The sequence below is a fragment of the Parasedimentitalea nitratireducens genome (assembly GCF_057444295.1).
Window position 1 is genome coordinate 486478 of the sequence record NZ_JBYAXC010000001.1, and the last position, 26124, is coordinate 512601.

The following is a 26124-nucleotide window of genomic DNA, read 5'->3' on the forward strand; positions in this document are numbered from 1 at the left end:
AAACACCGCCCCGACATATTGCGTTTGTTGCGCAAATCGTGTCCCTGAGGGCAAATAAAGGGAAACAGCAAAATGCCATTTTACCGATCAAGAACCTCTACCCACGGCCGCAACATGGCGGGTGCCCGCGGCCTCTGGCGCGCCACCGGCATGCAGGATGACGATTTCGGCAAGCCAATCATCGCCATCGTCAACTCGTTCACCCAGTTTGTACCGGGTCACGTCCACCTCAAGGATCTAGGCCAGATGGTTGCCCGCGAAGTTGAGGCCGCAGGTGGAGTTGCCAAGGAATTCAACACCATCGCCGTAGACGACGGCATCGCCATGGGCCACGACGGCATGCTCTATTCGCTGCCCTCGCGCGAAATCATCGCTGACTCGGTCGAATACATGGTCAACGCCCACTGTGCCGACGCCATGGTGTGCATCTCGAACTGTGACAAGATCACGCCCGGCATGATGATGGCTGCCATGCGTCTGAATATCCCGGTGATCTTTGTGTCTGGTGGCCCGATGGAGGCCGGCAAGATCGACATCGAAGACCTGGACATGACCAAAATCGATCTAGTCGACGCCATGGTTGCCGCTGCCAGCGAAACCCTGACGGACGCGCAGGTTCAGCACATCGAAGAAAACGCCTGCCCAACCTGCGGGTCCTGTTCCGGCATGTTCACCGCCAACTCGATGAACTGTCTGGCCGAGGCGCTGGGTCTGGCGCTACCTGGCAACGGGTCAACCCTCGCCACCCATGCGGACCGCAAGCACCTGTTCCTTGAGGCTGGCCGCAAGATCGTCGACATCACCAAACGTCACTACGAGGGCGAAGAAAAAGGCCTGTTGCCGCGTGACATAGCCACCTTCGACGCCTTTGAAAACGCCATGTCGCTGGACATCGCGATGGGTGGGTCGACCAACACGGTGCTGCACCTGCTCGCCATCGCCAGCGAGGGCGAAGTGGATTTCACCATGACCGATATGGACCGGCTCAGCCGTCAGGTGCCTTGCTTGTGTAAGGTCGCCCCAAACATCGAAAACGTCCACATGGAAGACATCCACCGCGCCGGTGGCATTTTCTCAATCCTGGGTGAGTTGTCGCGTGCGGGTCTGCTGCATAACCATGTCTCCACTGTGCACTCCAGCACTATGGGTGAGGCAATTGCCAAGTGGGACATCAAGGTCGCCAACAACCCTGAAGCCGAAGAGCTGTTCAAGGCGGCACCGGGCGGCGTACGCACCACGCAGGCTTTCTCGACCGAGAACCGGTACAAGGAACTGGACACCGACCGCGAAGGCGGTGTGATCCGTTCCAAGGAACACGCGTTTAGCCAGGACGGCGGTCTTGCCGTATTGTTCGGCAACATCGCTCTGGACGGTTGCATTGTAAAAACCGCAGGCGTGGATGCCAGCATCTTGCAGTTCACCGGATCTGCCTATGTCTGCGAAAGCCAAGACCAGGCCGTCAGCGACATCCTGACTGGGAAAGTTAAAGAAGGCGATGTAGTAGTCATCCGCTACGAAGGCCCCCGTGGCGGCCCCGGCATGCAGGAAATGCTCTATCCAACCAGCTACCTGAAATCCAAAGGTCTGGGCAAGGCCTGCGCCCTGCTGACCGACGGCCGCTTCTCGGGCGGCACATCTGGCCTGTCCATCGGTCACGTCTCGCCCGAGGCGGCCGAGGGCGGCACCATTGGTCTGGTTGAACACGGCGACAAGATCGAGATCGACATCCCGAACCGTTCAATCAACCTGGCAGTCTCCGAAGAGGTTCTGGCCCAGCGCCGCGCCATTCAGGACGAAAAAGGCTGGGAGCCAGCCGAGCCTCGCAAACGCAAGGTATCCACCGCGCTCAAGGCCTATGCCAAGCTGACCACTAGCGCCGCCAAAGGTGCCGTGCGCCAAGTCTGATCAAGCTTCCTCTGCCCGCCACGCATTCCGGCGGGCAGAGTTCTTTTTAGGTAACAGGTCATTTCGTCGTGCGTTCCCAACACACCGACCGCAGCCTTTTATTATGGGCTATCGGGCTTAGACTCTTCACCACGTTTCTGGTCACCGCCATGGCCGCCTGTATCCATGCAGTCAGCAGCTCGGCCCAGCTTGGCCAAATCATCTTCTACCGCTCAGCTTTCGCATTGATCCCAATCTGCCTGTACATGCTGATCCGAAGTGAGTGGCCCAGTGCCCTGCGCACCCAGCGCCCGGGCCTACACGTTACGCGCAACCTGCTGGGTGCGTTTTCCATGAGCTTATCCTTCATCTCGTTGGCCTATCTACCCGTTGCCAACGCGCAATCTCTAGCATTTCTGACGCCCGTGCTCTCGCTTCCGCTCGCTGCGCTCTTGTTGGGCGAACACCTCTCGAGGTCTGTTATAGTAGCTACCATCATTGGATTTGGCGGCGTCATCATCTTGCTATGGGATGCCTTACATAGTCCGTCGCCTGACGTTTTTTACGGCGTATTGGCCGGACTTGGCTTTGCCCTCACCATGGCCTTTGTGCGGGTCCACACCAAAACCATGACCGCCACAGAAAGTTCATCCACAATAGCCTTCTACTTTGCTGTCGTTGCTGCTTTGGTTGGCTTGGCGACCCTCCCCTTTGGTTGGTCATCCCTTGCCGACACTGACTGGGCTTTGCTTATCCTCGCCGGACTGATCGGCGGCGTCGGTCACATCGCCTCAAACGAGGCCGTCGCCCGCGCGCCGATCTCCACCCTCGCGCCCTACGACTTCACCGGGCTGATTTGGGCGCTTGGGTTCGACATCCTGCTGTTTGCCACATGGCCCAGCACCAACAGCTTGCTTGGGGCTGGTATCATCACGGGCGCGGCTTTGTTGGTTACTTTTGTTTCAGTCCGACCAAAAAAGCCGACGAAACAACTAATCTAGGAGCTCCGAAATGACCAAATGGCGACCACACAACGGCATTCGGATAAAGGCAATTGGCCTTCACTGGCGGGCTGGAAAACTCTTGGCAGCTGAAGTCTATAATGATCTAGGCCATCTCAAAGGAGTACGGCCATTAGGCGGTACAATTGAGTTTGGCGAGACTTGGCAAGAGGCTCTAAAGCGAGAGTTTCTCGAAGAGCTAAACGTATCCATCAAGATATCCGGAGACCCATTTATTCTAGAGAATATATACCAACATGAAGGCCACCCAGGCCACGAAGTCATTTTTGCCGCCGAAATACAGCTTCCTGATAGTTTCGACCTGAACAGGGATGTCGTAACATTTAAGGAAGACAACGGCGTCGAATGCATCGCTCGTTGGTTTGACATCGAAACTCTCGATATCGGCGGGCCCGAACTTTACCCAACAGGGCTAAAACCGCTCCTTCATAAGATGCCGAGCAGCAATTCACGCAAGAGCAATTAAACAAAACGGTTTGCCCTCTACTCTCCCAGCTTGGCGTGCACCTCGTCCAGATCGATCTCGCCAATTGGCATCTTGTTCGACGGATCCTCAAAGTCATATTTGAACAGTTCGAAATCGCGTTTGTAGACTTCATAGATCAGGTGCATCGACAGATCGTCAAAATAGTCCTCGACTGGATGCGCCCGTTTAGGGCCGTGGCCTTCACTTTCGTTGAACCTTGGGATCGCACTCAGATCCACGGTTTGGGGAGTTTCAATCCCCCCCAGCACATCACCCATGCCGTCGTTAAACGACTCGGTCCAGATGATATTATCGTATTTGCCGCCGTTCCGGATAAAGGTCGACACATGGCCCGACATGGCAGACCAGTGGATGTCCGGGTCCATAGGGCGACGATAGCGGATGGTGTCACGCACAAACAGCAAGAACCGGCGGAAACTGCGGATCTGGTCAAACTCCTGCTTGCCGTCGTCGCCCCCCACTTCGATGCCGTATTCATAGGTCAGCTTGGGCACCAGATTGCCGCGGTAACGGCGACCATTGCGCTGAATGCCGCAGATCTTGTCAAAGAACGAGCTAAGCACCCGCGTGTAAGGGTTGCGCACACAGGTAAAGGCATACGATCGGTGCCCCTGCACATTGCGGGTGATGGGTCCCTGGCTGTCGTCCAATGCCCACTTGTGCAGACCAGACTTGGCGTCGTGAATATCTCCGTCAAAAAATGCTCCGTGATCGGAATAATACATGATCTGACCAATGGTCGAGCAGGCGCATTTGGGCACCACACGGTACACAACGCTTTCACTTTCGGTCATCCAAGTGCCCGGAAATCCCATATGCTCTAACCTCCACAGGGTATTGCTTGCTCGCGACTACTGACGATTGCAGATATCTATATGCAAAAACCAGAACTAACTGGTTTATTCAATCAGTGTTCAGCCTTATCAAGAGGTACAATGAAAAGAAATCGGGTGCACTGTCTCCATTATGGCAAAAATCGCTTATATTCTGCTCTGCCATAAAGATCCCGATGCGATCATCCAGCAAGCTGAACAATTGACAGCCGCTGGCGATTATATGGCGATTCACTTTGATGCCAGCGCTGCCTCTGAATCTTATGCGATGATCCGCGAAGCCTTGGATCATAATCCCAATGTTACTTTTTCACGTAAGCGTATCAAATGCGGTTGGGGGGAATGGTCGTTGGTGCAGGCCACGCTGTTGGCGGTTCAGGCCGCTGTCGAAGAATATCCTCGCGCCACCCATTTCTATATGCTGTCGGGCGACTGTATGGCCGTTAAAACTGCAGAGTACGCCCACCAGTTCCTTGATGGAAACGACCGCGATTTCATCGAGAGTTTCGATTTCTTCGAAAGCGACTGGATCAAAACCGGGATGAAAGAGGAGCGGCTGATCTATCGCCACTACCTCAACGAACGCACCCACAAAACGTTGTTCTATTGGGCACTTGAACTGCAAAAACGTCTTGGCCTGAAACGGAATATTCCCAACGACATCCAGGTGCAGATCGGCAGCCAATGGTGGTGCCTACGGCGCCGGACAGTTGAGTGGATCCTGGATTTCACCCGCAAACGCAAAGACGTGATGCGCTTCTTCAGCACCACCTGGATTCCTGACGAAACATTTTTCCAAACACTGGTGCGCCACCTCGTCCCCGAGAATGAAATCGACACCCGCACACTCACCTTCCTGATGTTCACCGACTACGGGATGCCCGTGACGTTTCACAACGATCACTATGACCTGCTGCTAAGCCAAGATTTCCTGTTTGCCCGTAAAATCAGCCCTGATGCAAAAGAGCTGAAGGCGCGATTAGGCAAACTCTATGCTTCTAAGAATGTCAATTTTCAGATCTCAAACGAGGGCCGCAGCCTTTACAAATTTCTCTCTGGGCAAGGCCGCATCGGTCGACGGTTTGCCATGCGGTTCTGGGAAACCGAAAGCTCGCTGGGGCGCGAACGCGAGCTGATGATCGTGGTTTGCAAAAAGTGGCATGTGGCCAAGCGCCTGATGGATCAGGTGCGCCACGAAACCGACATCCCTGCCATTGACTATCTATTTGATGAAGACGGCACGCCGCTACCTGATCTTGGAGGCATTCAGTCGTCGCTGGGGAAACGCGCCCGCCATCGCCGCGCATTGATGCGCATGTTGTTTGAATACTACGAAAGTGATCGACTGGCCGTCTGCATGGATCCCGCGAACCTGGATCTGATGCACGACTTTTTCTCAGATCGCTCCTCGACCAGATTGCTGCAAATCGAGTGTGACTTTACCGATGACTATCTTATTGGTCACGCCCGTCGCGTTGGCTTGGCGGGCGAGCGCACATCCAAGCTCACGCTCGAGCGCCTGCTGCCAACGATCCGAAACGACATGACCCACGAATCCGATCGCATTCGCGATGCGGGTTTCAGCCGGCTTAACCGAATTCGCCAGTCCGACAGCACCGAGGCCAATGCGGCCAAGCTGATGGAGTTTTTCAGCGTGTCCCACGACAAGGGACAAAAGCTTGCCCAAACGCGCCATCTGTTTGAGGACTGACACAAACCCGGGGTAAAGTGAGTTCAGCCTACAGAATGAAAAGAGCCGCCCAATCGGCGGCCCAGATCATTTCTTTTTCCAGGTATCCAACCATCGCCGGATCCGGCCACGTCGTTCCGATATGGCATCGCCAGCCGCGCAAAGGCTGTCTTCCACATCCTCGACCATCGGATCAATGCGCGCCTTCTTGAACCGCCGCCAACGCACGTAAACCGCCCAGAACAGGGCTGCAAGCATTGTCAGGAAGACAATGTTGAACCAGTTGATGGCCGAATAGCCAGGCCCATCCACCGGTTTAACCGAAACCGCATTGGGAAAAATTGTCATGAACTGGTTGCGCCACCCATAGTGGCGGATCACCACCCATTGCGGGTTTTCCTTGGTCGACACCAGATCCGTCAGCTCAGCCTGCAGGTTGGAACTGTCCAGCTTAAAATAAGGCGGCCAGCTCCAGCCGGTATCTTCGTTGCGAAACACCATCGGGCGACCGTTCTCATAAAACGTCTCGACAAACCGCACATCACGATTGGTCGTCGTGGCACTTTCCTGCGCCGTGTCCTGCTGCGACCAGAACAGTGCGTTTTCGCCAAAATCTACGCGTCGCACATCCGTGGAGACCACGCGCACCACATCGTGCTGTGGCAGCGTGTAGTGCAGCACCGAGATAAACAGCACCCAAAAGGTGATTGTGAACACCCATTTTACATAGACCATCGTGGTCCCCTCACATGAAATTCGTGGTATAAACCAAGAGCCCAATCGCCCCCAGTGGAATAATATAGACCAGCAAGATCAGCTTGCGCCGGATCGAGCTATCGTATTTCTTCAGCCCGCGCTCAACATAGGCATCCCGGTCGATGGTCAGGTTTTTGTCCTTCCAATGCCGCTTCAGCTTAGCCTTGCGAACAGCACGCGAATAGATCGAGATCACCACATAGGCAATGGTCTGAATGATCAGCAAAACAACCATCAAGCGAAGCAGCGCAAACATCTAGCGTCTCCTGTCTCGGGTCAACGAACCCCATGGGCCAACCCGCCTAACCATCCGATCCTGCGCGCGAACCTTGGGCATCCCACGGCTGACCACTGGCGCATCCTCCCCTGACATATCAGGTTCATGACCAAATAGCGCGTCACGTGCACCGGCCTTGTCCACGGTGTATTCATTGGCCAAGAAATGCACAACATAGGCTTTCTTGGCATCCGGCCAATCGCGGTACAGCTGATAAAACAGCGCCTTGTGGCAGATGAATAGCTGGCGGATGTCCAGCTGCGTCAGCTCGGCCAGCAGCATGTTGACCAGATCCCGATCCGGCGTATCTGCCGCCCGCAGGGAATAGAAATAGGCCGGATGGTCCGAGCTGATCCGGGGCCATTTACCGCCGCCGTCCGCCCAGCGCACCATGGCCGCCAGCCCCTCGTATTCTTCGGGCAGGTCACTGGCATGTTGCGCCGTCAGCCGCCGCAGTTTCGACCGGTGCATCCCGGTCAGATCATGCCCCTTGGCCGCCAGCGCGTCGGCAGCGATAAAATCCATCTTCTGCCGCAGGATCGCCGCGCCATCGACGCCACGCGCCTTGACCACTGGCTCGGCCAGCCCGTTGTAATCCAGAAACTTGGCAATCCGGTTTCGCTCTTCCATATCAAACACATATTTAATCGGCAGCTCACCGTGCGGCTTGTCGCCACTAGCAATCATCGCCGGGTGCTCAACCCCTTGGAACAGATACAGCCCGCCAAAATGCGCGGTCCAGTAATTGTCCTGCTGAAACGCCTCGTATTTAAGCTTCACCGGGTTGCGGGTAATGTCACCGGTCTGTTTGGCGGTGCTGATCATTTCAGCAATCAGAACATCGTCAAACCAGGCGTCATCCTCGCCCTTGAACCGGTCCACAAGTTCCCCCAGATGCGTGGCATGGCGCAGGGTGCCCTTGGTGGTGTCTGCCTCGATCTCGATCTTATGGATGTCAAACAACCGCGCCGGGGTGTCGATTTCAAAGACCGAGTTTACCAGCTCACCCGCCACCGCGTCCGTCGCGGTCAGGGCAAACAGCTGGCGTTCGTTGTCCACGATAAAGCGGCGCAGAATATCGCGATTGACCGAGAATTTTTCGTTCAACAGAGGCGAGCGTTTCTGCTCGGTGCTCAGCAAAATAAACTGCCGGTTCACGCCCGCATGGTTCAGATACAGATCATCGCCCAGTTCATCACCTATTTCGGGTGAATAGCCCGAGATATCCACGTGAAAATCCGTCAGCGCGGTGGTCTTGCCAGTCAGATGCTGCAGGGCACGGTTATAGCGCTCTACCAAAGCAGGTGAGGCCACATGGAACAGGTTACCGAACATCAGTCCGTATTGGATAAGACGTTTCATCAATGCCCCCTTTCGGACAGATCCTGCCCACGCAACCGTTCAACGCGCTGCGCCAAATTCAACCAAGTCAACAAGATCAGCGGAGCCCACAGGATTACCGCCTTCCAGGATGCGTCAAACAAAAATTGCAGCGTCAAAGAATACCCTCCCGCTCCAGCCAACGCATCATAACTGCGGTTGTCAAAAAGGAAAAATACACCTGCCGACAATAAGGCCATAGTGACACAAGCCATCATTATCCCAATCGCAACGGCTAAATGGGACCGCGTTGCTTTTTGAACAAGCAGCCGTGGCACAACAAGGGCCAGGAACCCAATAATCATCATAGGCAACCCGGTGTTGAACAAGGATATTGAGGTATCGTTCATCGTATCATCACCCTTCAATCCCACAAACCAGCGCGGCTAAGCGGCGCAGTCCTCTCCCTTCCCCCCATGGAGAGGGGGCTTGGGTGACACTTGGCAGGTTATATCGTGATGCGGAAAACACGTTAGCCATCCCCATGACGCCACCGCGATACAAGCCTGATGGCAGTTACAAAAACAAAACCTGTGATTCCTATTGGGATCACTGCACCAATGAACTGTCCCCAACGAGCGTAGAAATCGAAGTCAGGATTTTCCACCACCTCAAGACTGGGCATAAACCGCATTGCAGCAGACCCGAGAACAAAAGGCACGAGTAATAGCCAGAACCACCAGCGTGTCATTAGGCGCATCAACATCCTTTCATCTCCGCATATCGCCGTCTCACGACAAAGTAAGCAACCAATGAAACCGTTATGATGGGAAAAAACCAAAGCAGGGCATAGCTTAGAAACACATCCGGCATCCCGCCGGGTCCAAATACATGCAACAGAGAGTTCTGATCCTGAAGCGATGCTCCCATGCTCCAAATGCTGAACTGCGCTCCAAAGATGTAGCTAAAGGCAAAACACAGCAACGCAATCTGCAGCAGTGAAATGCCAACAGGACGTGCACGGCGAGCTACAGCGACACCACACCACGCGCTAACACCAACAAAGAGAGCAAAGACCAGAATGAGCAGGCCCATCACCCCTTCTCCTCTAGGTACCGCCGCTTGGCCTCTTCCTGACGGGTAAAATCGCGCACCATGCCGTCAATCGCCACCTCGTCCGATTTATCGGCATAACGGAATTCACTGTCGGCATAGCGGTTGATCTCCTGGATCACCATGTCGACGGTGATCGGTACCCGCAGCTCCTCGATCATCGCTTTCTTGGCGTCGTAATCGCGGAACAGGAACAGCTCGGGGTTCTCCATCCATTCATCCGGCAGCTCAAAATCCATCGCCCGCACCTTGACCGCGTCGGTGATGTTCTTGATCGCGCGGCCCGTAAACCGCTCATCCGCCTGCTGGATCATCTTCAGATAGCTGCCCAGCTTGGCGATGGTATCAAGGCCGCCAATCTGGCTCTCGGCGCGATCAAACACGTTCATCAACCCCGGTTCCTGCGGCTTGGCATGCGCCTCAAACGACTTGGCCACGGCTTTCTTGATCTCCTGCGCAGCGAACGGCTCGTGCTCACCCAGCGGGATGTTGTGGTTTTTGCCCATCAGCAGGTTCAAGATGTCTACATAATCCTCGCGCGTCTGCGGCCCATCCACCAGGAACCGCGCCCCAGCCCGCTGACGCAGCGCATCATCGACGTTTTCCGGATAGTTCGAGAACATGCCAAAGGTGCAATTGCCCCGCACCACCGTATTGGCGCCAGCAAAGCTCTCCATCAGCACGGCCGTTATCTCTAGCTGCCCGGCCGAGGACTGCCGGTCACCGCGTTTGCCCGCCAGCTGGTCAATGTCATCAATGGTGCCAAAGCCAATCGCAGCGGGGTCGATGATCGAATTGATGAACGCCTTGGCGTTTTGCCCCGACTTGCCCTGATAACTGTCGATATTATCGGTGCTCAGGTTCTGATAGCGGAACGGGTAGCCCGCCACCTGACAGTAATCATTGACCAGCCCCGCCATCATCTGGATCAGCGTGGTCTTACCGGTGCCCGGTTTGCCATCGCCCATAAAGGTAAAGATGAACCCGCCCAGCTCGGCAAAGGGGTTCAGGCGACGGTCAAAGTCATAGGCCATCAGCATTTTCGACAGCTTCATCGCCTGATATTTGGCGATATGGTTTCCCACCACCTCGTGCGGTTTCTTGAACGTCATGGTCAGGGTGGTCGACTTGGCCTTGGCCGCCGGCTCAAAGCCGCGAATGGTCAGATCGTCTGCCTCCACATGCCAGGCCGCATCGGTAAACGGAGCCAGCCGCGGCGCGTTCTGCGCGCGCAGCGCTGCCTTCTCCATCAGCTGCTCGGCATAGGCGGCAACGGTCGCAATCAACGCCGCATCATCCGGCGCGAACTGCGCCAGCTTCTGATCCAACTCCCACAGCGCACCGTGCAAGGCCAGTTGCGCATGATCCGTCAACAGCTCCTCAGCATCGCCAACTTCTACCTGAGCCTCACTCGCGTGTGGTGCCAGTAAATAGGCGGTCGCATTGGCAAACACATGCGCCACCGCCAGCGCCTCCGCCGCCAGCAGCTCGCCAAACTCGCCCTTGCGCCCCGCATCCAACGACCCGGCCAAATTGGCCCGCTTCAACTCAGCTAAACCAGATGCCTCCGAGTACGCCTCGCCCACAGCCAAGGCCACTGCAAGCGCCCTCCGCAACACATGCTGCGCCGTTGCCTGTAGTGGGGATGTCAGCGGATCATCATCATCCGCCGCCTCGATCCGCGCCACCAGATGCACGCCCTCGGGCCGCGCAGTGGAGCGTGTCACCAACCCCGGAGTCGTCGAACGAAACCGCCGCGTCCGCGCAATCCCCGGCGAGCGCTCGGACGCTACGGCCTCAACCTTGGCCTTGGCAATTCGCGGTGTGTGATCAAACCCCTCCAACATCACAGCCGCAGCCGCGTAATGCTTTTGGATCTCGTCTTCACGCAGTTCCATCTGATCGCTTGTTAGGCTCATTTAGGTCTCCTGGGTCTTGGTAATATCCATAAATTGGCGGTCGTCACTTTTCTTGAAAGCCACTAAGTAGGCACCTTCGGCCCAGTTTTGTGCTGCAAAAAACTTCTGACCACCTTAGCAATTTCGACAATCAGATCTCGTTCCGAAATCGACGGGTAGTTTTGTCTCTTCGTCCATGCAATCAACTCAAAGCTACCCAACTGTCCCTCACCATAGCGATCTGCCAAATAGCCTTTAAATTCCGACATCAAGGTTGGGCTTGCCGCAACAAACATACCGGTAAGAAAGGCGTTGAACGCAAGAATGTTGTCGCTTTCTCCGACAAACATTCCCGGCCTTTTTCCTGCGGAAGCAACCAAATCTGCTAACCGTTCCCAGTCTTCTGCCATAAAATCCGCCCCTTCCTTCCAGGCTTCATCTGTTAAAAAATATCCCCACCGGAGGCCTAAAACCTAATACCGCAACACCTGTCCGGCATCGCTGACCACAAATTTGCGCACATCACCAAACCCGGGCGGGTCCTGCTCGGCCAGCACCTGAAACGGCCGTTGCGGCAAGATGATCGACCGCTGGGTTTGCGTTGCACCGGTATCGGCCCCACGCCCACCAAAGGGATCCAGCGCAAACACCTCGCGGTCCACTTTGCCAAACCAGCCTGACCGCTCTTGCCGTACATCCTCGCTGGTCAACTCTTCCATGGTCCAGGCCATCGCCCAGTCTTGCCCCTCGGGCGACTCCGCGTCCTCCAGCACCCGGCGCAGCGGGCCGGACTGTTCGGTATAGGCCGAGGAATACATCGGCCCCACGTGATACCGCCGCAGCCGTTTGGGGTGCAGGTCGTCAAAATCCTCATCAAAGCCCTTGGCGATGGTCAACAGCTTCAGCCCCGCCAAACCCTGCGCCATTAGATGCGCCTGCACCTCAGGCCAGCGATACTGGTCCTTGGGCAGCGAGGTCTTACCGCTGTCCTCTAGCTCCATCAGGTAGATTACCGGCAGGTTGACCTGACTGTCATAGGCCGCCCAATGCACCAAAAACTTGCGGCGCTCGCCGTCAGCTTTGCCCAGCCACTGGCACTCGGGGTCGTTCTGTGTCCAGAACAGTTCACCCTTCAGCAGCTCCTCGTAATAGAGCCGCTGTGACAGCGCGAATTGCAGCTTGGTTGGCACCTCTTGGTCGGCGATGATCCGGCGCACCATGTCGTCTTTCAGTTGTTCCTCGGAAGGCATATTGGCCAGATGCCCTTCGGCCTGCTGCGCGTCATTGGCCATGGTCATCAGTTCAGCCGCCACCGGGAAGCCACTGTCGCGTTTGTCCATCGCCAGCGAGCCAAAGAAACGGCCCGTGTCACGCCCCACCAGCAGGTATTTCATACTGAGCGCGCGAAAGGTGAAGTTCAGCCGCATCAGGTAGCCAGTCAGCGCCCGAACATCATGCTTACCCAATCCGCCTTCAGCCTGCATCGTGCCGGCCACGCGTGTCAGATGCTCCGTGATGATCTCAAACTTCTTGAAATACCGCCGCGAGGCGAAGGTATCGCTTAGGCCGGTGTGATCTTTTGCTGGGTCAGTCATCGACCTTATCCTCGAATTTTGGCAGCTTCCGATTGGGCCGGTTTGCAAGGGCCATCAGGATAACAATCCACCATAAAATTAGCACCGCGATCCAGACCACCCAAGGCGAATAGGGAAAAACACTGATCAGCCTGTTGCTCCCTGCCGACCAATCCACGGCCAACCCCACAGTTAATAGGAACAAGATTTTCCAAGCCTCAAGGGGGCCAAAAATCGCATCGGCAATCAATTTCCCAAATTCTCTTTTCAAGAGTTCCTATCTCCCTGACTGGTCAGCATAAAACTTCATATAGCAGCGTTTTCATCCGTGTCGCTTGCGGCACGGTCAGCGCCCACCCCCGGTGAAACCGCAGGTTTGCCTTTGGCAAAAACGACGAGCGCTTCGCTTCCGCCCGCGGACCAGCACTGTCCTTTGCAGGTCATTTCACTCCCCCAATTCCAGTCAGACATCGCCTGCACAAAACCATGGTCATAATGCCTTCAATGCAGTGCCGATAAACTTTCCAACACCACGAGAGACTACACGGCAGAAATTTCGCCTAACGGTTTCACAAGTCTCGGCTTCCACACCACATCCAAACACGTCCAAAATGCACGCAATAAATAAGGCGGCCACAAGAAGCACAAAGGCATAGAGCGCTACCTTTAGACTACGAACCCCCATACAGGTTCTTGTCATGCTTCTCGACAATCTTGGCAAACCGGCGGGCAAAGCGCTCATCCGCCTTGGCCTTCTTCTCTAGCACGTCGCGGGCAAACACCATGTGGTCCTCGTGCGCATCCAGCATGTCGGCCATTTTCTTGTTGGTCGCTGACCCAATCGCCGCCATTGCAGTCTGTGCTTCTTGATCGGTCTTCACACCAATTTCGTTGATCCGGTGCGCCACGTCCTGCTGCTGCGCCGTCTTCAACGATTTGGTCAGCGCATCATACAGCACTACCCGCTGCTGGGTGTCTGTCTGTAGCTTGTTGATCAGCACCATCTGCGTCGCCGCCTGGTTCTGGAGTGAATCGACCCAGGTCTTGCCCTTCTCGATGTAACGCTCCAGCGTCTGACTCTTGGCCAGCTTGACCTGCTCGTCCTGCACCATGGCGTTATAGCCCGCGTTCAGATCCGCCAGTTCAGTTTCCAGCTTGGTGCGCGCTGCGGCGTCCTGCTCAACCGAGATCTTGCCTTCCAGGGCGATGATCTTGGGATCCAGCGCCAGAATCTCAGCCCGCACGTTCTCCAGCTCCTGCACGGTGAACTCACGCTCGTCCAAGGTCTTGGTCAGGTTGACCTGTACCTTTTCCTTTTGCTCATCCAGAACGGCCAGCTGCCCCTCGAGCAGCTGAACAATAGTGTCTGACTTGGCAATCAAGTCCTGCAGTTTGTCGTCGATATTGGCGGTACGCATCCGTTCCTGACGCATCGAGTCCGATTTCCCGGCGCTGAACACACCAACAAAGCTCTCCCAGCCGGTCTTGTTGCGCATCTCGTCGAAATCCTGCGAGAACGCCGAGGTCACATCATCCAAACCCATGATCAATTCAGCAATATTGCTGTTCATCACTTCGGTATGGGCATGCACATCTTCCAGAGTTGCATTCTCAATATCGATGTCAGCATTTTCACCCGCATCAATCTTGCTGCGCGCCGCTTCAATACGTGAGGTCAGGGCTTCGATCTTGGCCTGCGACTCTGTCACCTTGGCCTGGCTTTCTTTAACCATCTCGTCAAACTGGGAATTGCTCATAATCTCCCTCTCTCCCTTAAAATTCCTTGCCCTCTACATGGGGATGTAAATTCAATTTACATCAGATTGCGGGGCAGTTTGCAAAATCTCGGCGCAAGTGTTGCAGACAGGCCGCACAATGGAAAGAGGAAAGCCCGTTGGAGCCGGTTTCGCCCAAGAGTGGAGCGCTTTCTGCGTCGAAAAGGAATCTAACGCCCACCCGACACGGCCTCGAAAACGTCTTTCACGCTTGATTTTTCGATGGTATACACACGTCTGTACACACGGCGATGGCGTCGCCGGAGAGCACACAGCCTCTTGCATCTTTTCATGTTCCTGTACGCCGGGACTTTCAATCGGAAGATTGAGGGCCCCGCCTTTGGTCTTCCGCAGAACGGGAGACGGCTCATGGCCTGGTCACCAGATAAAACCGAAGTCAAAAGCTGGAACGAATGGGACACGCTGCGCCATGTGATCGTAGGCCGCGCCGATGATTGCCACATCCCACCCGAAGAACCGGCACTCGAGGCTAAAGTCCCCGAAGACAGCGACATGCGTGGCCAGTGGGGCCGCCGCCCACAGGAAACCATCGACCGTGCGAACGAGTTGCTCGACAACTTTGCCAGCCAGCTGCAGGGCCTGGGCATTAAAGTTGACCGTCCCAATTCCATCGATCACTCGAAGCCGGTGACGACACCTGACTTTCACACCGAAAGCCAGTTTGGCTGCATGCCTCCGCGTGACGTGCTGCTGACGGTTGGTCACGAGATGCTCGAGGCAACGATGTCCTATCGTTGCCGTTGGTTTGAATATCTGAACTACCGCCCGCTGCTGAAACAGTATTGGGAGGACGACCCAAAGTTCCGCCACGAGGCCGCGCCAAAGCCCCGCCTGACCGATGCCGACTATCATCCCGATTACCTGAGCGACAAAATTGGCGATACCAAGCGCCTGCAGTGGGCTGAGGAAAAGTTCTTTGTCACCACCGAGGAAGAACCCCTGTTCGACGCCGCCGATGTGCTGCGGTTTGGCAAGGATCTGGTGGTGCAGCACGGGTTCACCACCAACCTGAAAGGCATCGAATGGCTGCGCCGTCACTTCCCGGATCATCGCGTGCACACCGTGAACTTCCCCGGTGACCCCTACCCGATCCATATTGACGCCACCTTTACCCCGCTGCGCCCCGGTTTGATCCTGAATAACCCGCAACGCCGCCTGCCCGAGGCCCAGCGCGAAATGTTCAACAAGAACGGTTGGGAAATCGTCGACAGTGCGCAGCCTGCGCATAACACCCCACCGCCGCTGTGTTACTCCTCAACCTGGCTCAGCATGAACGTCCTGGTACTGGATCCCAAAACCGTCTGCGTTGAAAAGTCCGAGGTTTACCAGGCCGAGCAGATGGACAAGCTGGGCATGGAAGTGGTCGAGGTCGAATTGCGCGACGCCTATGCATTTGGTGGCGGGTTGCACTGCTGCACCGCCGACGTCTATCGCGACGGCGATTGCGAGGATTACTTCCCCAACCAATAGGCCAAGAACCGCCGAGCAACTTGCCGTTTGTCTCCACTCGCTTCAGGGTGGGGACAATAATAATGAGCAATGAGCGGTATCATGATCCTAACCAGACGCACAGCACTGACCGGGCTGGCGGCAACGGCGTTGTCGGCCTGTACCAACAGCATAACGGCTTCGCCCTCCCCCAGCCGCAGCCAACCCGCCTTCCCTCCAGCGCCCAACCCCATGTTTGACGCCTGGGTTGCGGGTTTCAAATCCCGCGCGTTGTCCAAGGGCATAACGGAATCCACCCTGAACCGGGCCATGCGCAATGTCGGCTACCTGCCCGGCGTGATCGAACGCGACCGCAACCAGACCGAATTCAAACGCTCGCTTCAGGATTACATCGCCATCGCCGCCTCGGATGAACGCATCGCAGACGGCAAGGCCATGCTGGCCAAACACGGTCAGGTGCTATCGCAGATCGAGGCGCAATACGGCGTTGAATCCCACGTTGTCACCGCCGTCTGGGGATTGGAAAGCCGCTATGGGGCCCGGCGCGGTTCGGTGCCGGTGATCTCGGCCACCGCTACTCTCGCCTATGATGGGCGGCGTGGTGACTTCTTTGAAAAACAACTGATATCCGCCCTGCGCATCCTGCAAAATGGCGACATCTCTCCCGACCGGATGACCGGCAGCTGGGCCGGCGCCATGGGACACACCCAGTTCATCCCAACCACCTATCAAGCCTATGCCGTCGATTTCCGTGGCGATGGCCGCCGTGACATCTGGTCGGATGATCCCACCGACGCCCTGGCCTCGGCCGCCAACTACCTGAAAAAATCCGGATGGACCAAAGGCCAACCTTGGGGTGTCGAGGTTAAATTGCCGGAAGGGTTCCAAGGCCCCTTTGGCCGCAGCGTCAGCCGCAGCACTGCTGCCTGGGCCACCTCTGGCGTGCTCGACATGAACGGGCGCTCCGTGCCCGACTATGGCGCGGCCTCGATCATTGCACCGACCGGCCCAAACGGCCCCGCCTTCATGACTTTCCGCAACTTCACGGTGATCACCCGCTACAACAACTCCGAAAGCTACGTGATTGGCGTCGGCCACCTCAGCGACCGGATCAACGGTGGCCCGCCCATCCGTGGCACCTTCCCCCCCGATGAATACGGCCTGACGCTCGACAACCGCAAAGAACTGCAACAGCGCCTGACCGCCAAGGGGTTCGACACCGAAGGCGCCGACGGTGTGATCGGCAAGAAATCCGAAAGCGCCATCAGCGCCTATCAGCAAAGCGTTGGGCTGCCGATCACCGGCAAGCCAAGCGTCGATCTTCTCAGAAGCCTGCGCGGAACCGGTTAAGCTCCGACAGAAAATGGGCTGGACGGCCAAACTTGGCGCTTGCTGCACAAAAATGTGCCGTCCCTGCTCGACCTTCGCGAGAAGGTTCACCTACTCTGCCTACAATTGATCTCGTAATCTGAGATTCGAATTTCCGCAGGAGAGCACAATGGTCAAAATCATCTGGATGTCCGACCCACATTTCGCAGACCAAGGCGACTTGATGGGCCACGATCCGCGTATCCGCCTGCAGGCCGCCATCGACCATATAAACCAGCGCCACCACGACGCCGATTTCTGCGTCATATCCGGCGACATGGTGAACCGTGGCACCGACGCGGGCTACCGGGCTTTACAAGACATGCTGTCCACCCTGTCGATCCCCGTGATGCCAATGGTCGGCAACCACGACGACCGCGCCTTGCTCCGCGACCACCTCCCCCTACCGCAGTCCTGCAAGGACGCGTTTGTCCAGTACAGGCTGGACACCCCGGATGGCACAATTGCCTGCCTGGACACCCTCAAACCCGGATCGGACGCAGGCGAAATGTGCAGCGCCCGCCTATCGTGGTTGCAAAACATCCTACAAAACGCGGGCGACACCCCGGTTTACCTGTTCATGCACCACCCGCCAATGCCGTTGGACTTGCCCATTCAAGACACCGAAAATCTGCTGAACGGCGATACCCTTCTCAACCTGATCTCCGAATACAACTGCGTCAAACACCTGTTCATTGGCCACGTCCACCGCCCCATCACCGGCACCATACGCGGCATCCCCTTTGCCACCATGCGCTCGATCGCGCTGCAAGCTCCCGCCCCACGCCCTGCCTGGACATGGGAAACTTTCCAGCCCGCCAAAGAGGCCTCTAATCTGGGCGTCCTGACAATTTCTGGGGGTGATGTGAATCTGCAGTATGAACAATTCTGTGAGTTCGAGCTTGGGGTAACAGAGGCTTCAAACGATGCTGTGTAGCCTCGAAGAACATTGACCTATTAAAGTTCCAGAAATCACCTAAGCTCATTCACCTTGGCAATGATTTCCTTCAACCGTTCTGGCCACTTTGGAGAGGTTCGAATATCAGCTGACCAATGCGCCTCAACAGGCCATTCCTCAGTAATCTCTACACACCAAACGTCATTTTCTCGTGGCGTCCCATCGTTCTGTTGATCAATAAGAAAGTTCAAAAACACCTGCCGTCCAACGGGTGTCCATTTCGACGTCAGTTCCCAGATCTGCGAGATCCACCAGTTCTCTTGTCCAAATTCACGACTACGAACAGTCCACCCATTGGCATCCAACAGTTCTTCTAGGTCGCGAAAGTCATTCATGTCATTCAAATCAAATTCACTAAATTTCTGATAAATGCCAAAACCAATACTCTCAGTAGACACCTGAGCTTCTAATCGCGACGGGTCAAGGGGCGCATCAGCGCCCGCGCAGCGGCTTGCCCTTGACGCGGCTCTTGAAAACAAACTCGAATTGGCGACCTTAGGGGCAGACCTGTTCCCTAAGGCGCTTCTCAGCAATCTCCTTCTGGCACTGCGCCACGCGCAGTGCCAGGCCCAACGGGACGAGCGCATCTAAGATGCGTGATCGACGGACGGGAGAAGCCCGTCGCCGGGGCTCCGCCCGTTCACAGGCGAAACGGTCCACCGGACCGTTTCCGGGAAGCCTGCTCACCCAACAACGTTGAACTCTGGTCCGTATGGATACTTGGTGACGTTTTCGTTGTCGTCTTCGTGGATCACCAAGATATCATGCTCGCGGTAGCCACCGGCACCGGGTTGACCGTTAGCGATGGTCAGCATCGGCTCCATCGAAATCACCATGCCAGGTTCCAGCACCGTGTCGATATCCTCGCGCAGCTCCAGACCCGCCTCACGACCATAGTAATGCGACAGCACCCCAAACGAGTGACCATAGCCAAAGGTGCGGTACTGCAACAAATCCTGCTCTTCAAAGAAGGCGTTGATCTTGTGGGTAATCTCGGCGCAGCTAGCGCCGGGTTTTAGCAGTGAAATGCCATATTCATGGGCCGCAACATTGGCCTCCCAGATCTTCAAACTCTCGGCATCCACTTCGCCCACAAACATGGTCCGCTCCAGCGCAGTGTAATAGCCGGAAATCATCGGGAAAGTGTTCAACGACAGGATATCACCACGCTGCAACTTGCGCGCTGTCACAGGGTTGTGGGCACCGTCGGTGTTGATACCCGACTGGAACCAGACCCAACTGTCACGGTATTCTGCATCAGGGAAACGCTTGGCAATCTCCAGCTCCATCGCGTCACGCCCAGCCATCGCCACGTCGATCTCACGCACGCCTTCCTTGACCGCATCGCGAATGGCAAAGCCACCCACGTCAGCAACCGCAGCTCCCTGGCGGATCATCTCGATCTCAGCCTCTGATTTCGCCATCCGCTGCACCATGGTGGCCTCGTACAGGTCCACGGTGGATTTAGGCTTCAGGTAATGCTCCAGCTTGCCCTTTTGTAGCAACGACAGGTGGTCGCTTTCATAGCCCACTACTGCGTCTGGACCAGATACCGACAGAATCGCCCGCCAGTAGTTGTCGCGCTGCCAATCGGTATAGGTGATGTTGTCACCATAGCAGCGGCGCCAAGGCTGGCCCGCGTCAATACCAGCAGAAATTGTCACGCATTCGTCAGCGGTGACAACCAGCCCATAGGGGCGGCCAAAAGAGCAGTAAGTGAAGCCCGAGTAATACGAGATATTGTGCATCGAGGTGAAAACAGCAGCGGTAACGCCTTTGTCCACCATGATTTTGCGCAGGCCCGCAACGCGGTTGGCATATTCAGCCTCGGCAAACTGCAAAGGTGCTTTTTCACCATTGTGAAAACGATACATTTCAGGACGTGAAGTCATGTTCGACCCTTCCTTCTTACAAGAAAGGTCCCGGCGTTCAGGACGGTTTTTTTTGATATAGGGCAGCATGGATCTCATGCGGCGACGCCATCGCCTGGCCCTTGGCTGGAAATTGCGGCGGATTTCCCCGCCGCGCAAGTTTTATTTTGTGAGAATTGCGACCATTTCGCTGTTGGTGTCGCTAAGCGCATCTATGATGTCGAAATGATGCCTTCCCGGTTCAATTTTCTGATCACAGCCCCAGGCATCCGCCAACCATTGCGCCTGGTTCAGAAACGACGGGCGCTCATCCGCGCCAACCCAAACGGTAACGGAGGCATCATAGCGGTCCTGCATCAGAATCGGACTTTCGGCCTCGGCCGCATCCTCATCCATCCGGAACTTCTCGTTCATCGAGGTCCGCAGCAATGGTCGCAGATCCGACAGAGGCGAGATTGGCACCACATTGCGCAGTCTTTCCCCTACCTCGGCAGGCAACAGGCCTTTGTCCAGCATTCGCGCCACCAGATGTCCGCCAGCAGAATGCCCCGCCAACGAAATCGGGCCGTCAACTTCTCTGGCAGCACAGGTAACCGCAGCAGCAATCTGACGCGTGATATCAGCAATCGAAACGTCCGGACACAGATCATACGACGGCATCGCCACCGCCCATCCCTGCGCCAGCATCCCGGCCGCTAGGTGAGACGAGCTGTTCTTGTCAAACAGCAGCCAGTACCCGCCGTGGACAAAGACAAATATCCCCTTGGGCTCTCCTTCGGGTAAGAACAGATCAAACCGCTGGCGCTCGCTTTCGCCATAGGGAATGTCCAGCTTCGCCCGCTCCCCCAGCACTACCCGTAGTGCTTCAGCCTCGGCTGCCCAGCGCGGCGGATACGTGTCTGCGCCATCGATATATGCACCGTTGCTATATGCGTCGTCCAATTCCATATCCATCCCCCAAGAATTTCTTTAGGCCTAAAGGATATTCGCTGGGTCCAAATGTCAAATATTCTTACTGATCGTGCACTATCAAAAATTACAGCACGAATATTTGATCAAATTCTGGACTCATGGATCTTTCTGGACATATCAACACACAACTGCTCTGCATCCGACAAATCAATTCCGGGAGGCCCCCATGCTCGACACCACCACCGAACTTCATTCCCTTTTGAAAGACCCCAGCCTGTTGGAAGCACGCGCCTATATCGGCGGCCAATTTGTTGACGGCGACGGTACATTTGACGTCACCAATCCGGCCCGTGGTGATGTTATCGCTCAGGTCGCTGACATCAAACGCCCACAGGTCGCAGGTGCCATCGCTCAGGCCGAAGCTGCGCAGAAAGACTGGGCCAAATGGACCGGCAAGGAACGCGCAAACGTATTACGCAAGTGGTACGACCTGATGATGGAGAACCAGGAAGACCTGGCCGTGATCCTGACTGCCGAAATGGGCAAACCCTTGGCCGAGGCCCGTGGCGAGATCGCCTATGGCGCCTCGTTTATCGAATTCTTTGCCGAGGAAGCTAAGCGCATCTACGGCGAAACCATCCCCGGCCACCAGCGCGATAAACGAATCACCGTGCTGAAACAGCCCATCGGCGTTGCCGCCTCGATCACCCCTTGGAACTTCCCCAACGCGATGATCACCCGCAAGGCCGGCCCTGCGCTGGCTGCTGGCTGTGCCTTTGTCGCCCGCCCCGCTGAACTGACCCCCCTGTCCGCCACTGCGATTGCCGTGTTGGCTGATCGTGCAGGCATCCCGGCAGGCGTTTTCAACGTTGTGCCATCCTCCAATGCCTCGGAAACCGGGTTGGAGTTCTGCGAAAACAACGCGGTGCGCAAACTGACCTTCACCGGATCAACCGAGGTCGGCCGCATCCTGATGCGTCAGGCCGCTGACACGGTTATGAAATGCTCGATGGAGCTGGGCGGCAATGCTCCGTTCATCGTGTTTGACGACGCTGACATCGACGCCGCCGTCGAAGGCGCGATCATGTGCAAGTTCCGCAACAACGGCCAGACCTGTGTCTGCGCCAACCGGATCTACGTGCAGGCCGGTGTCTATGACGAATTCGCCGCCAAGCTAAAAGCCGCTGTTGAAAAGATGAACATTGGCGATGGATTGGATGATGGCATTGACTTTGGCCCGCTGATCAACGCCAAGGCAGTGACCAAGGTGCAGGACCACATCGCCGACGCCACCGCCAAGGGCGCCGAGGTCATATTGGGCGGCAACCCATCTGAACTGGGCGGCACCTTCTTCCAGCCAACCATCGTTACCGGCGCCACCAAGGACATGCTGTTCAGCACAGATGAAACATTCGGCCCGCTGGCCCCACTGTTCAAGTTTGAAGACGAGGATGAGGTCATCGCCTTGGCCAATGACACCATCTTTGGTCTGGCATCCTACTTCTATGCCAAAGATCTAAGCCGCGTGTACAAGGTGGCCGAAGAGCTGGAATACGGCATTGTTGGCGTCAACACTGGCATCATCTCAACTGAACTGGCCCCATTCGGTGGCGTCAAACAGTCTGGCTTGGGCCGCGAAGGCAGCCACCACGGCATCGAGGATTACCTGGAGATGAAATACATCTGCATGTCAGTCTGATCTAAATTACTTTGGCGGGGCTATTACAGTCCCGCCGATAAATCCGCGGAGAAGCGTCCAATCGACTGCTCCCAGGCTTCAAGCTCTTCCTGTGTCAGATCCGAAACCAATTCATCTCGAAATGCGCGGACAATAATTCCCCTGGTTTGTTCGATTTGTGGTGGAGTGATGCCCATTTCCAGATGCATTGCCCTCAGCTCATCCATGCGTTTTTGAGCACTCGAACCAACCTGCGGGATCTGCATCAGCCTTATCAGAACGGAAATAAATCCCTCTTTCTGCAAAGACGCCGTGTCTTGCATGAACTCGCGACTAAACGGAACCTGGTCAAACAGCTCAGCGTAAATTCTGCTGGAAAGCACCGCCTTCTTACCAAAAACCTTTGAAAAGCTCGATTGAACCAACTCAACCTGATCAGCCATTATTTCGTCTTCCTTCTTAGTCGTCATTGGTTCGCACATTGACCAGTTTCAACATTGGCTTCGGCATTTCAACTGTCACGGGACATTTCTGGTGACAAATCATGCATTTAAAACACATCTTTTCAAAACTGATCAACACCTGCCGAAAAAACCTCACACCTAACCAAGAACTCGCCATCCACCTGCGTTACAAGCTATGACATGCGTATGACGGTGGATGATCAGCAACTGGCTGCGGCTGCAGCAAATGGCGATACCGAGGCTTTTTCCGCCTTGCTGGGTCGCCACTACGATCGCGTGTTTGCACTGGCCTTTCGCCTCACTGGCCAACGGGCTGAAGCCGAAGACCTGACCCAGGACATCTGCGCCGCCTTGCCCGACAAGATGGCACATTACCAGCCAAGCGCCCGGTTCAGCACTTGGTTATACAAAGTGGTTGTCAACGCCGCCCACGACCGACGCCGCCGCGCCGCCACCCGTAACAAGGCCGCTGATGGCTGGGGCGATTGGGAAGTGGATCGTCAGGCTGCGATTGCCGACACCAACAGCCAGCTCGACTGGCTCACCCGGGCCATGCGCGCCCTACCGGATGATCTGCGCGACACACTGGCCTTGATACTGGACGACGTCACCCACGCCGACGCCGCCGAAATCCTCGACGTGTCCCCCGGCACCATCAGCTGGCGGGTGTCCGAAGCCAAAAAGCACCTGCGCACCCTGAAAGAACAGGAGGACGCATCATGAGCGACCCCTTTGACGACCTAGACGATCTGAAATCCGCAATGCGCGCCGCCACGCCGACGCCAGATGCCGCGCGCAAGGCAGAAAATATCGCTCTGGCCGAAAAAAACTTTGCCCGCCGCCAAGAATCCACGGCGCAGCCCCGTTTCACCTCTGATCGCCCGCAAAAGGGCCTGTTCAGAGGAGCATTTGATATGTTGAAATCCATTTCCGCCCGCCACGTGATGACCGCCACCACTGCCATGGTTGCTGTAGGTCTGTTTGTTTATCTCCCCGACCTGCAACAGCGTCTGCGACTAGATCTGGTCGAAGCTCGCGGAGTAACGGAAACCGATCAACGTGCACGCGCCGAAGTCGAAGAACGCTTGATTGTAGACCAGATGGAAGCTCAACTTGCCGACGACAGCTCTGCTTTGATGGCCGCGCCTGAACCCGTGATGGAACTCGCCGAAGCCCCCATGACAGCCAGCGCCCCACCGCCCATGGCCGGTGTCGTCGCGCCCAGTTCTTTGGCCAAGCGCACCATTGCTCCCCCGGCTCCCGGCTATGCCGACCATGATCAGGTCATCCAGCCAGAACCCGATACCGAGGCCTTCCCCGAGGCTGAACCCAACCCGCTGAAAATCACCACCGAAGAGCCGGTTTCGACCTTCTCGATTGATGTGGATACGGCCTCCTATGCCATCCTCCGCTCCAGCCTGAACAACGGCCGCTTGCCCAGCCCCGAACAGGTCCGGATCGAGGAAATGGTGAACTACTTCCCCTACGACTACACTGCACCACAAGACGATCAGCCGTTTTCCACCCAGGCCACGGTGATCAACACCCCGTGGAACCCGGAAACGCAACTGGTGCATATCGCCCTGCAGGGGCAAAAATCCGCAGTCGAAGACCGCCCACCGCTGAACCTTGTGTTCCTGATCGACACCTCCGGCAGCATGGACAGCGCCAACAAGCTGCCCCTACTGAAACAAAGCTTCCAGCTCATGCTCGGCCAACTCCGCCCCACCGATCAGGTGGCCATCGTCACCTATGCCGGCTCTGCTGGTCAGGTGCTTGACCCAACCCCAGCCAGCGACCGCTCTACCATCATGGCGGCACTTGATAAGCTCGACGCGGGCGGATCCACCGCTGGTCAGGCTGGCTTGCAACAGGCCTATGCCACCGCTGAATCCATGTCGGGTGACAACGATATCAGCCGGATCATTCTGGCCACCGATGGTGACTTCAACGTCGGCATCCACGACCCGGACGAGCTCAAGGACTTCATCTCCAAAAAACGTGAAACCGGAACCTATCTCTCGGTGCTGGGCTTTGGCCGCGGCAATCTGGACGATGCCACCATGCAGACGCTGGCGCAGAACGGCAACGGCCAGGCCGCCTATATTGATACTCTATCCGAGGCCCAGAAAACTCTGGTCGACCAACTCGGCGGTGCCCTGTTCCCCATCGCCAACGACGTCAAAATCCAAGTAGAGTTCAACCCGGCCCAGGTGGCTGAATACCGTCTGATCGGCTATGAGACCCGCGCCCTGCGCCGTGAGGATTTCAACAACGACCGCGTGGATGCCGGCGAAATCGGCGCTGGCCACACCGTGACCGCGATTTACGAGGTCACACCGGTTGGCAGCCCAGCCCGGCTGAGTGACCCGCTGCGCTATCAGCCCGCGGAAGTCACCGCTACCAGCGAAGAATACGGTTTCCTGCGGCTGCGCTACAAACGCCCCGGAAACGACACCAGCGAGTTGATCGAAACCCCGATCCTGCCCGGCGGCGTGGCAACACCGGACATGCAATTCGCCAGTGCAATTGCGGGCTTTGGCCAGCTGCTGCAACGCAGCCCTTACTTGGGTAACTGGTCCTACAAACAGGCGATTGATCTGGCCAATGGCGCCAAAGAAACCGATGCCTTTGGCTACCGCGCCCAGGCCGTGCAACTGATGCGTCTGGCAGATAGTCTAAGCCAGTAACATACGACACAGAAAAACCCCCCTTGGTGGGCGCCAAGGGGGGTCCAGTCCCGGTTAACTAGGGAAAGAAGTTTACACCGGTCC

25 protein-coding genes are annotated in these 26124 nt (G+C 56.4%); 10 read left to right on the forward strand and 15 right to left on the reverse strand.

Translation table 11 applies throughout. The features are described from left to right. Positions 1–72: 72 nt before the first annotated feature. From ilvD to AC2T28_RS02525, 3 genes are all read left to right on the forward strand, one after another. Positions 73–1905 (forward strand): dihydroxy-acid dehydratase, encoded by a 1833-nt coding sequence (gene ilvD / locus AC2T28_RS02515; RefSeq protein WP_486747368.1) that lies wholly within the window; start codon positions 73–75, stop codon positions 1903–1905. 68 nt (positions 1906–1973) lie between these two features. Beyond that, positions 1974–2885, forward strand: coding sequence for a DMT family transporter (locus tag AC2T28_RS02520; RefSeq protein ID WP_486747369.1), 912 nt, complete (start codon positions 1974–1976; stop codon positions 2883–2885). A 10-nt stretch (positions 2886–2895) separates the two neighbouring features. Continuing rightward, the gene (locus tag AC2T28_RS02525; protein ID WP_486747370.1) at positions 2896–3372 is read left to right on the forward strand and encodes an NUDIX hydrolase; all 477 of its coding nucleotides are present in this window, start codon (positions 2896–2898) and stop codon (positions 3370–3372) included. 17 nt (positions 3373–3389) lie between these two features. Here AC2T28_RS02525 and AC2T28_RS02530 read toward each other — a convergent pair whose 3' ends face one another. Then, on the reverse strand, positions 3390–4208 hold the full coding sequence (locus AC2T28_RS02530; RefSeq protein ID WP_486747371.1) for a sulfotransferase family protein: 819 nt from the start codon (positions 4206–4208) through the stop codon (positions 3390–3392). 151 nt (positions 4209–4359) lie between these two features. Here AC2T28_RS02530 and AC2T28_RS02535 point away from each other — a divergent pair, with 151 nt between their 5' ends. Further along, positions 4360–5937, forward strand: a complete 1578-nt coding sequence (locus AC2T28_RS02535) for a DUF5928 domain-containing protein (RefSeq protein ID WP_486747372.1) — start codon at positions 4360–4362, stop codon at positions 5935–5937. A 66-nt stretch (positions 5938–6003) separates the two neighbouring features. Here AC2T28_RS02535 and AC2T28_RS02540 read toward each other — a convergent pair whose 3' ends face one another. From AC2T28_RS02540 to AC2T28_RS02585, 10 genes are all read right to left on the reverse strand, one after another. Continuing rightward, on the reverse strand, positions 6004–6651 hold the full coding sequence (locus AC2T28_RS02540; protein WP_486747373.1) for a DUF1523 family protein: 648 nt from the start codon (positions 6649–6651) through the stop codon (positions 6004–6006). A gap of 10 nt (positions 6652–6661) precedes the next feature. After that, complete coding sequence (locus tag AC2T28_RS02545) at positions 6662–6928, reverse strand: hypothetical protein (RefSeq protein WP_486747374.1); 267 nt, start codon at positions 6926–6928, stop codon at positions 6662–6664. Continuing rightward, a complete protein-coding gene (locus AC2T28_RS02550; protein WP_486747375.1) occupies positions 6929–8311 on the reverse strand; it encodes a DUF6638 family protein in 1383 nt (460 codons plus the stop codon). Next, complete coding sequence (locus AC2T28_RS02555; protein WP_486747376.1) at positions 8311–8679, reverse strand: hypothetical protein; 369 nt, start codon at positions 8677–8679, stop codon at positions 8311–8313. The genes AC2T28_RS02550 and AC2T28_RS02555 overlap by 1 nt, the downstream gene beginning before the upstream one ends. Positions 8680–8801: 122 nt before the next feature. Then, positions 8802–9035, reverse strand: coding sequence for a hypothetical protein (locus AC2T28_RS02560; protein ID WP_486747377.1), 234 nt, complete (start codon positions 9033–9035; stop codon positions 8802–8804). Then, the gene (locus AC2T28_RS02565; RefSeq protein ID WP_486747378.1) at positions 9029–9364 is read right to left on the reverse strand and encodes a hypothetical protein; all 336 of its coding nucleotides are present in this window, start codon (positions 9362–9364) and stop codon (positions 9029–9031) included. The genes AC2T28_RS02560 and AC2T28_RS02565 overlap by 7 nt, the downstream gene beginning before the upstream one ends. Then, positions 9364–11301, reverse strand: a complete 1938-nt coding sequence (locus AC2T28_RS02570) for an AAA family ATPase (protein WP_486747379.1) — start codon at positions 11299–11301, stop codon at positions 9364–9366. The genes AC2T28_RS02565 and AC2T28_RS02570 overlap by 1 nt, the downstream gene beginning before the upstream one ends. Positions 11302–11363: 62 nt before the next feature. After that, positions 11364–11690 carry a hypothetical protein gene (locus AC2T28_RS02575; RefSeq protein WP_486747380.1) on the reverse strand — a complete coding sequence of 109 codons (327 nt, stop codon included), beginning with the start codon at positions 11688–11690 and terminating at the stop codon, positions 11364–11366. A gap of 63 nt (positions 11691–11753) precedes the next feature. After that, positions 11754–12875, reverse strand: coding sequence for a hypothetical protein (locus tag AC2T28_RS02580; protein WP_486747381.1), 1122 nt, complete (start codon positions 12873–12875; stop codon positions 11754–11756). A gap of 650 nt (positions 12876–13525) precedes the next feature. Continuing rightward, positions 13526–14611 carry a hypothetical protein gene (locus tag AC2T28_RS02585; RefSeq protein ID WP_486747382.1) on the reverse strand — a complete coding sequence of 362 codons (1086 nt, stop codon included), beginning with the start codon at positions 14609–14611 and terminating at the stop codon, positions 13526–13528. A gap of 387 nt (positions 14612–14998) precedes the next feature. Between AC2T28_RS02585 and AC2T28_RS02590 the strand changes: the two genes are divergently transcribed. From AC2T28_RS02590 to AC2T28_RS02600, 3 genes are all read left to right on the forward strand, one after another. Beyond that, the gene (locus tag AC2T28_RS02590; protein WP_486747383.1) at positions 14999–16120 is read left to right on the forward strand and encodes a serine/threonine protein kinase; all 1122 of its coding nucleotides are present in this window, start codon (positions 14999–15001) and stop codon (positions 16118–16120) included. A gap of 81 nt (positions 16121–16201) precedes the next feature. After that, positions 16202–17449 (forward strand): lytic murein transglycosylase, encoded by a 1248-nt coding sequence (locus AC2T28_RS02595; RefSeq protein ID WP_486747384.1) that lies wholly within the window; start codon positions 16202–16204, stop codon positions 17447–17449. Between the two features lie 148 nt (positions 17450–17597). Further along, positions 17598–18404, forward strand: a complete 807-nt coding sequence (locus AC2T28_RS02600; RefSeq protein WP_486747385.1) for a phosphodiesterase — start codon at positions 17598–17600, stop codon at positions 18402–18404. Positions 18405–18439: 35 nt separating this feature from the next. On the opposite strand, the gene AC2T28_RS02605 is transcribed toward AC2T28_RS02600, so the two are convergent. The 3 genes from AC2T28_RS02605 to AC2T28_RS02615 all read right to left on the reverse strand — a co-directional run bounded on the left by AC2T28_RS02605 (position 18440) and on the right by AC2T28_RS02615 (position 21244). Next, positions 18440–18760 (reverse strand): hypothetical protein, encoded by a 321-nt coding sequence (locus tag AC2T28_RS02605; protein ID WP_486747386.1) that lies wholly within the window; start codon positions 18758–18760, stop codon positions 18440–18442. Between the two features lie 348 nt (positions 18761–19108). Continuing rightward, positions 19109–20317, reverse strand: a complete 1209-nt coding sequence (locus tag AC2T28_RS02610; RefSeq protein ID WP_486747387.1) for a M24 family metallopeptidase — start codon at positions 20315–20317, stop codon at positions 19109–19111. A 141-nt stretch (positions 20318–20458) separates the two neighbouring features. Then, positions 20459–21244, reverse strand: coding sequence for an alpha/beta hydrolase (locus tag AC2T28_RS02615; protein ID WP_486747388.1), 786 nt, complete (start codon positions 21242–21244; stop codon positions 20459–20461). 190 nt (positions 21245–21434) lie between these two features. Between AC2T28_RS02615 and AC2T28_RS02620 the strand changes: the two genes are divergently transcribed. Further along, the gene (locus tag AC2T28_RS02620; protein ID WP_486747389.1) at positions 21435–22907 is read left to right on the forward strand and encodes an NAD-dependent succinate-semialdehyde dehydrogenase; all 1473 of its coding nucleotides are present in this window, start codon (positions 21435–21437) and stop codon (positions 22905–22907) included. 23 nt (positions 22908–22930) lie between these two features. On the opposite strand, the gene AC2T28_RS02625 is transcribed toward AC2T28_RS02620, so the two are convergent. Further along, complete coding sequence (locus AC2T28_RS02625; protein ID WP_486747390.1) at positions 22931–23356, reverse strand: globin; 426 nt, start codon at positions 23354–23356, stop codon at positions 22931–22933. A 180-nt stretch (positions 23357–23536) separates the two neighbouring features. Here AC2T28_RS02625 and AC2T28_RS02630 point away from each other — a divergent pair, with 180 nt between their 5' ends. Both AC2T28_RS02630 and AC2T28_RS02635 read left to right on the forward strand, forming a co-directional pair. Beyond that, positions 23537–24073 carry an RNA polymerase sigma factor gene (locus AC2T28_RS02630; protein WP_486748004.1) on the forward strand — a complete coding sequence of 179 codons (537 nt, stop codon included), beginning with the start codon at positions 23537–23539 and terminating at the stop codon, positions 24071–24073. A 38-nt stretch (positions 24074–24111) separates the two neighbouring features. After that, entirely contained in the window at positions 24112–26040 is a 1929-nt protein-coding gene (locus AC2T28_RS02635; protein ID WP_486748005.1) for a vWA domain-containing protein, read from the forward strand. The last annotated feature ends 84 nt before the right edge of the window (positions 26041–26124 follow it).

Excerpts from the sequence above, each read along its gene's own strand:
- AC2T28_RS02575 (WP_486747380.1), bottom strand. The coding sequence starts at position 11,690 with ATGGCAGAAGACTGGGAACGGTTAGCAGATTTGGTTGCTTCCGCAGGA.
- AC2T28_RS02585 (WP_486747382.1), bottom strand. The coding sequence starts at position 14,611 with ATGAGCAATTCCCAGTTTGACGAGATGGTTAAAGAAAGCCAGGCCAAG.
- AC2T28_RS02530 (WP_486747371.1), bottom strand. The coding sequence starts at position 4,208 with ATGGGATTTCCGGGCACTTGGATGACCGAAAGTGAAAGCGTTGTGTAC.
- AC2T28_RS02580 (WP_486747381.1), bottom strand. The coding sequence starts at position 12,875 with ATGACTGACCCAGCAAAAGATCACACCGGCCTAAGCGATACCTTCGCC.
- AC2T28_RS02560 (WP_486747377.1), bottom strand. The coding sequence starts at position 9,035 with ATGTTGATGCGCCTAATGACACGCTGGTGGTTCTGGCTATTACTCGTG.
- AC2T28_RS02590 (WP_486747383.1), top strand. The coding sequence starts at position 14,999 with ATGGCCTGGTCACCAGATAAAACCGAAGTCAAAAGCTGGAACGAATGG.
- AC2T28_RS02550 (WP_486747375.1), bottom strand. The coding sequence starts at position 8,311 with ATGAAACGTCTTATCCAATACGGACTGATGTTCGGTAACCTGTTCCAT.
- AC2T28_RS02615 (WP_486747388.1), bottom strand. The coding sequence starts at position 21,244 with ATGGAATTGGACGACGCATATAGCAACGGTGCATATATCGATGGCGCA.
- AC2T28_RS02525 (WP_486747370.1), top strand. The coding sequence starts at position 2,896 with ATGACCAAATGGCGACCACACAACGGCATTCGGATAAAGGCAATTGGC.
- AC2T28_RS02610 (WP_486747387.1), bottom strand. The coding sequence starts at position 20,317 with ATGACTTCACGTCCTGAAATGTATCGTTTTCACAATGGTGAAAAAGCA.
- AC2T28_RS02565 (WP_486747378.1), bottom strand. The coding sequence starts at position 9,364 with ATGGGCCTGCTCATTCTGGTCTTTGCTCTCTTTGTTGGTGTTAGCGCG.
- AC2T28_RS02625 (WP_486747390.1), bottom strand. The coding sequence starts at position 23,356 with ATGACGACTAAGAAGGAAGACGAAATAATGGCTGATCAGGTTGAGTTG.
- AC2T28_RS02620 (WP_486747389.1), top strand. The coding sequence starts at position 21,435 with ATGCTCGACACCACCACCGAACTTCATTCCCTTTTGAAAGACCCCAGC.
- AC2T28_RS02635 (WP_486748005.1), top strand. The coding sequence starts at position 24,112 with ATGCGCGCCGCCACGCCGACGCCAGATGCCGCGCGCAAGGCAGAAAAT.
- AC2T28_RS02605 (WP_486747386.1), bottom strand. The coding sequence starts at position 18,760 with ATGAATGACTTTCGCGACCTAGAAGAACTGTTGGATGCCAATGGGTGG.
- AC2T28_RS02600 (WP_486747385.1), top strand. The coding sequence starts at position 17,598 with ATGGTCAAAATCATCTGGATGTCCGACCCACATTTCGCAGACCAAGGC.
- AC2T28_RS02595 (WP_486747384.1), top strand. The coding sequence starts at position 16,202 with ATGATCCTAACCAGACGCACAGCACTGACCGGGCTGGCGGCAACGGCG.
- ilvD (WP_486747368.1), top strand. The coding sequence starts at position 73 with ATGCCATTTTACCGATCAAGAACCTCTACCCACGGCCGCAACATGGCG.
- AC2T28_RS02570 (WP_486747379.1), bottom strand. The coding sequence starts at position 11,301 with ATGAGCCTAACAAGCGATCAGATGGAACTGCGTGAAGACGAGATCCAA.
- AC2T28_RS02540 (WP_486747373.1), bottom strand. The coding sequence starts at position 6,651 with ATGGTCTATGTAAAATGGGTGTTCACAATCACCTTTTGGGTGCTGTTT.
- AC2T28_RS02630 (WP_486748004.1), top strand. The coding sequence starts at position 23,537 with ATGACGGTGGATGATCAGCAACTGGCTGCGGCTGCAGCAAATGGCGAT.
- AC2T28_RS02555 (WP_486747376.1), bottom strand. The coding sequence starts at position 8,679 with ATGAACGATACCTCAATATCCTTGTTCAACACCGGGTTGCCTATGATG.
- AC2T28_RS02545 (WP_486747374.1), bottom strand. The coding sequence starts at position 6,928 with ATGTTTGCGCTGCTTCGCTTGATGGTTGTTTTGCTGATCATTCAGACC.
- AC2T28_RS02535 (WP_486747372.1), top strand. The coding sequence starts at position 4,360 with ATGGCAAAAATCGCTTATATTCTGCTCTGCCATAAAGATCCCGATGCG.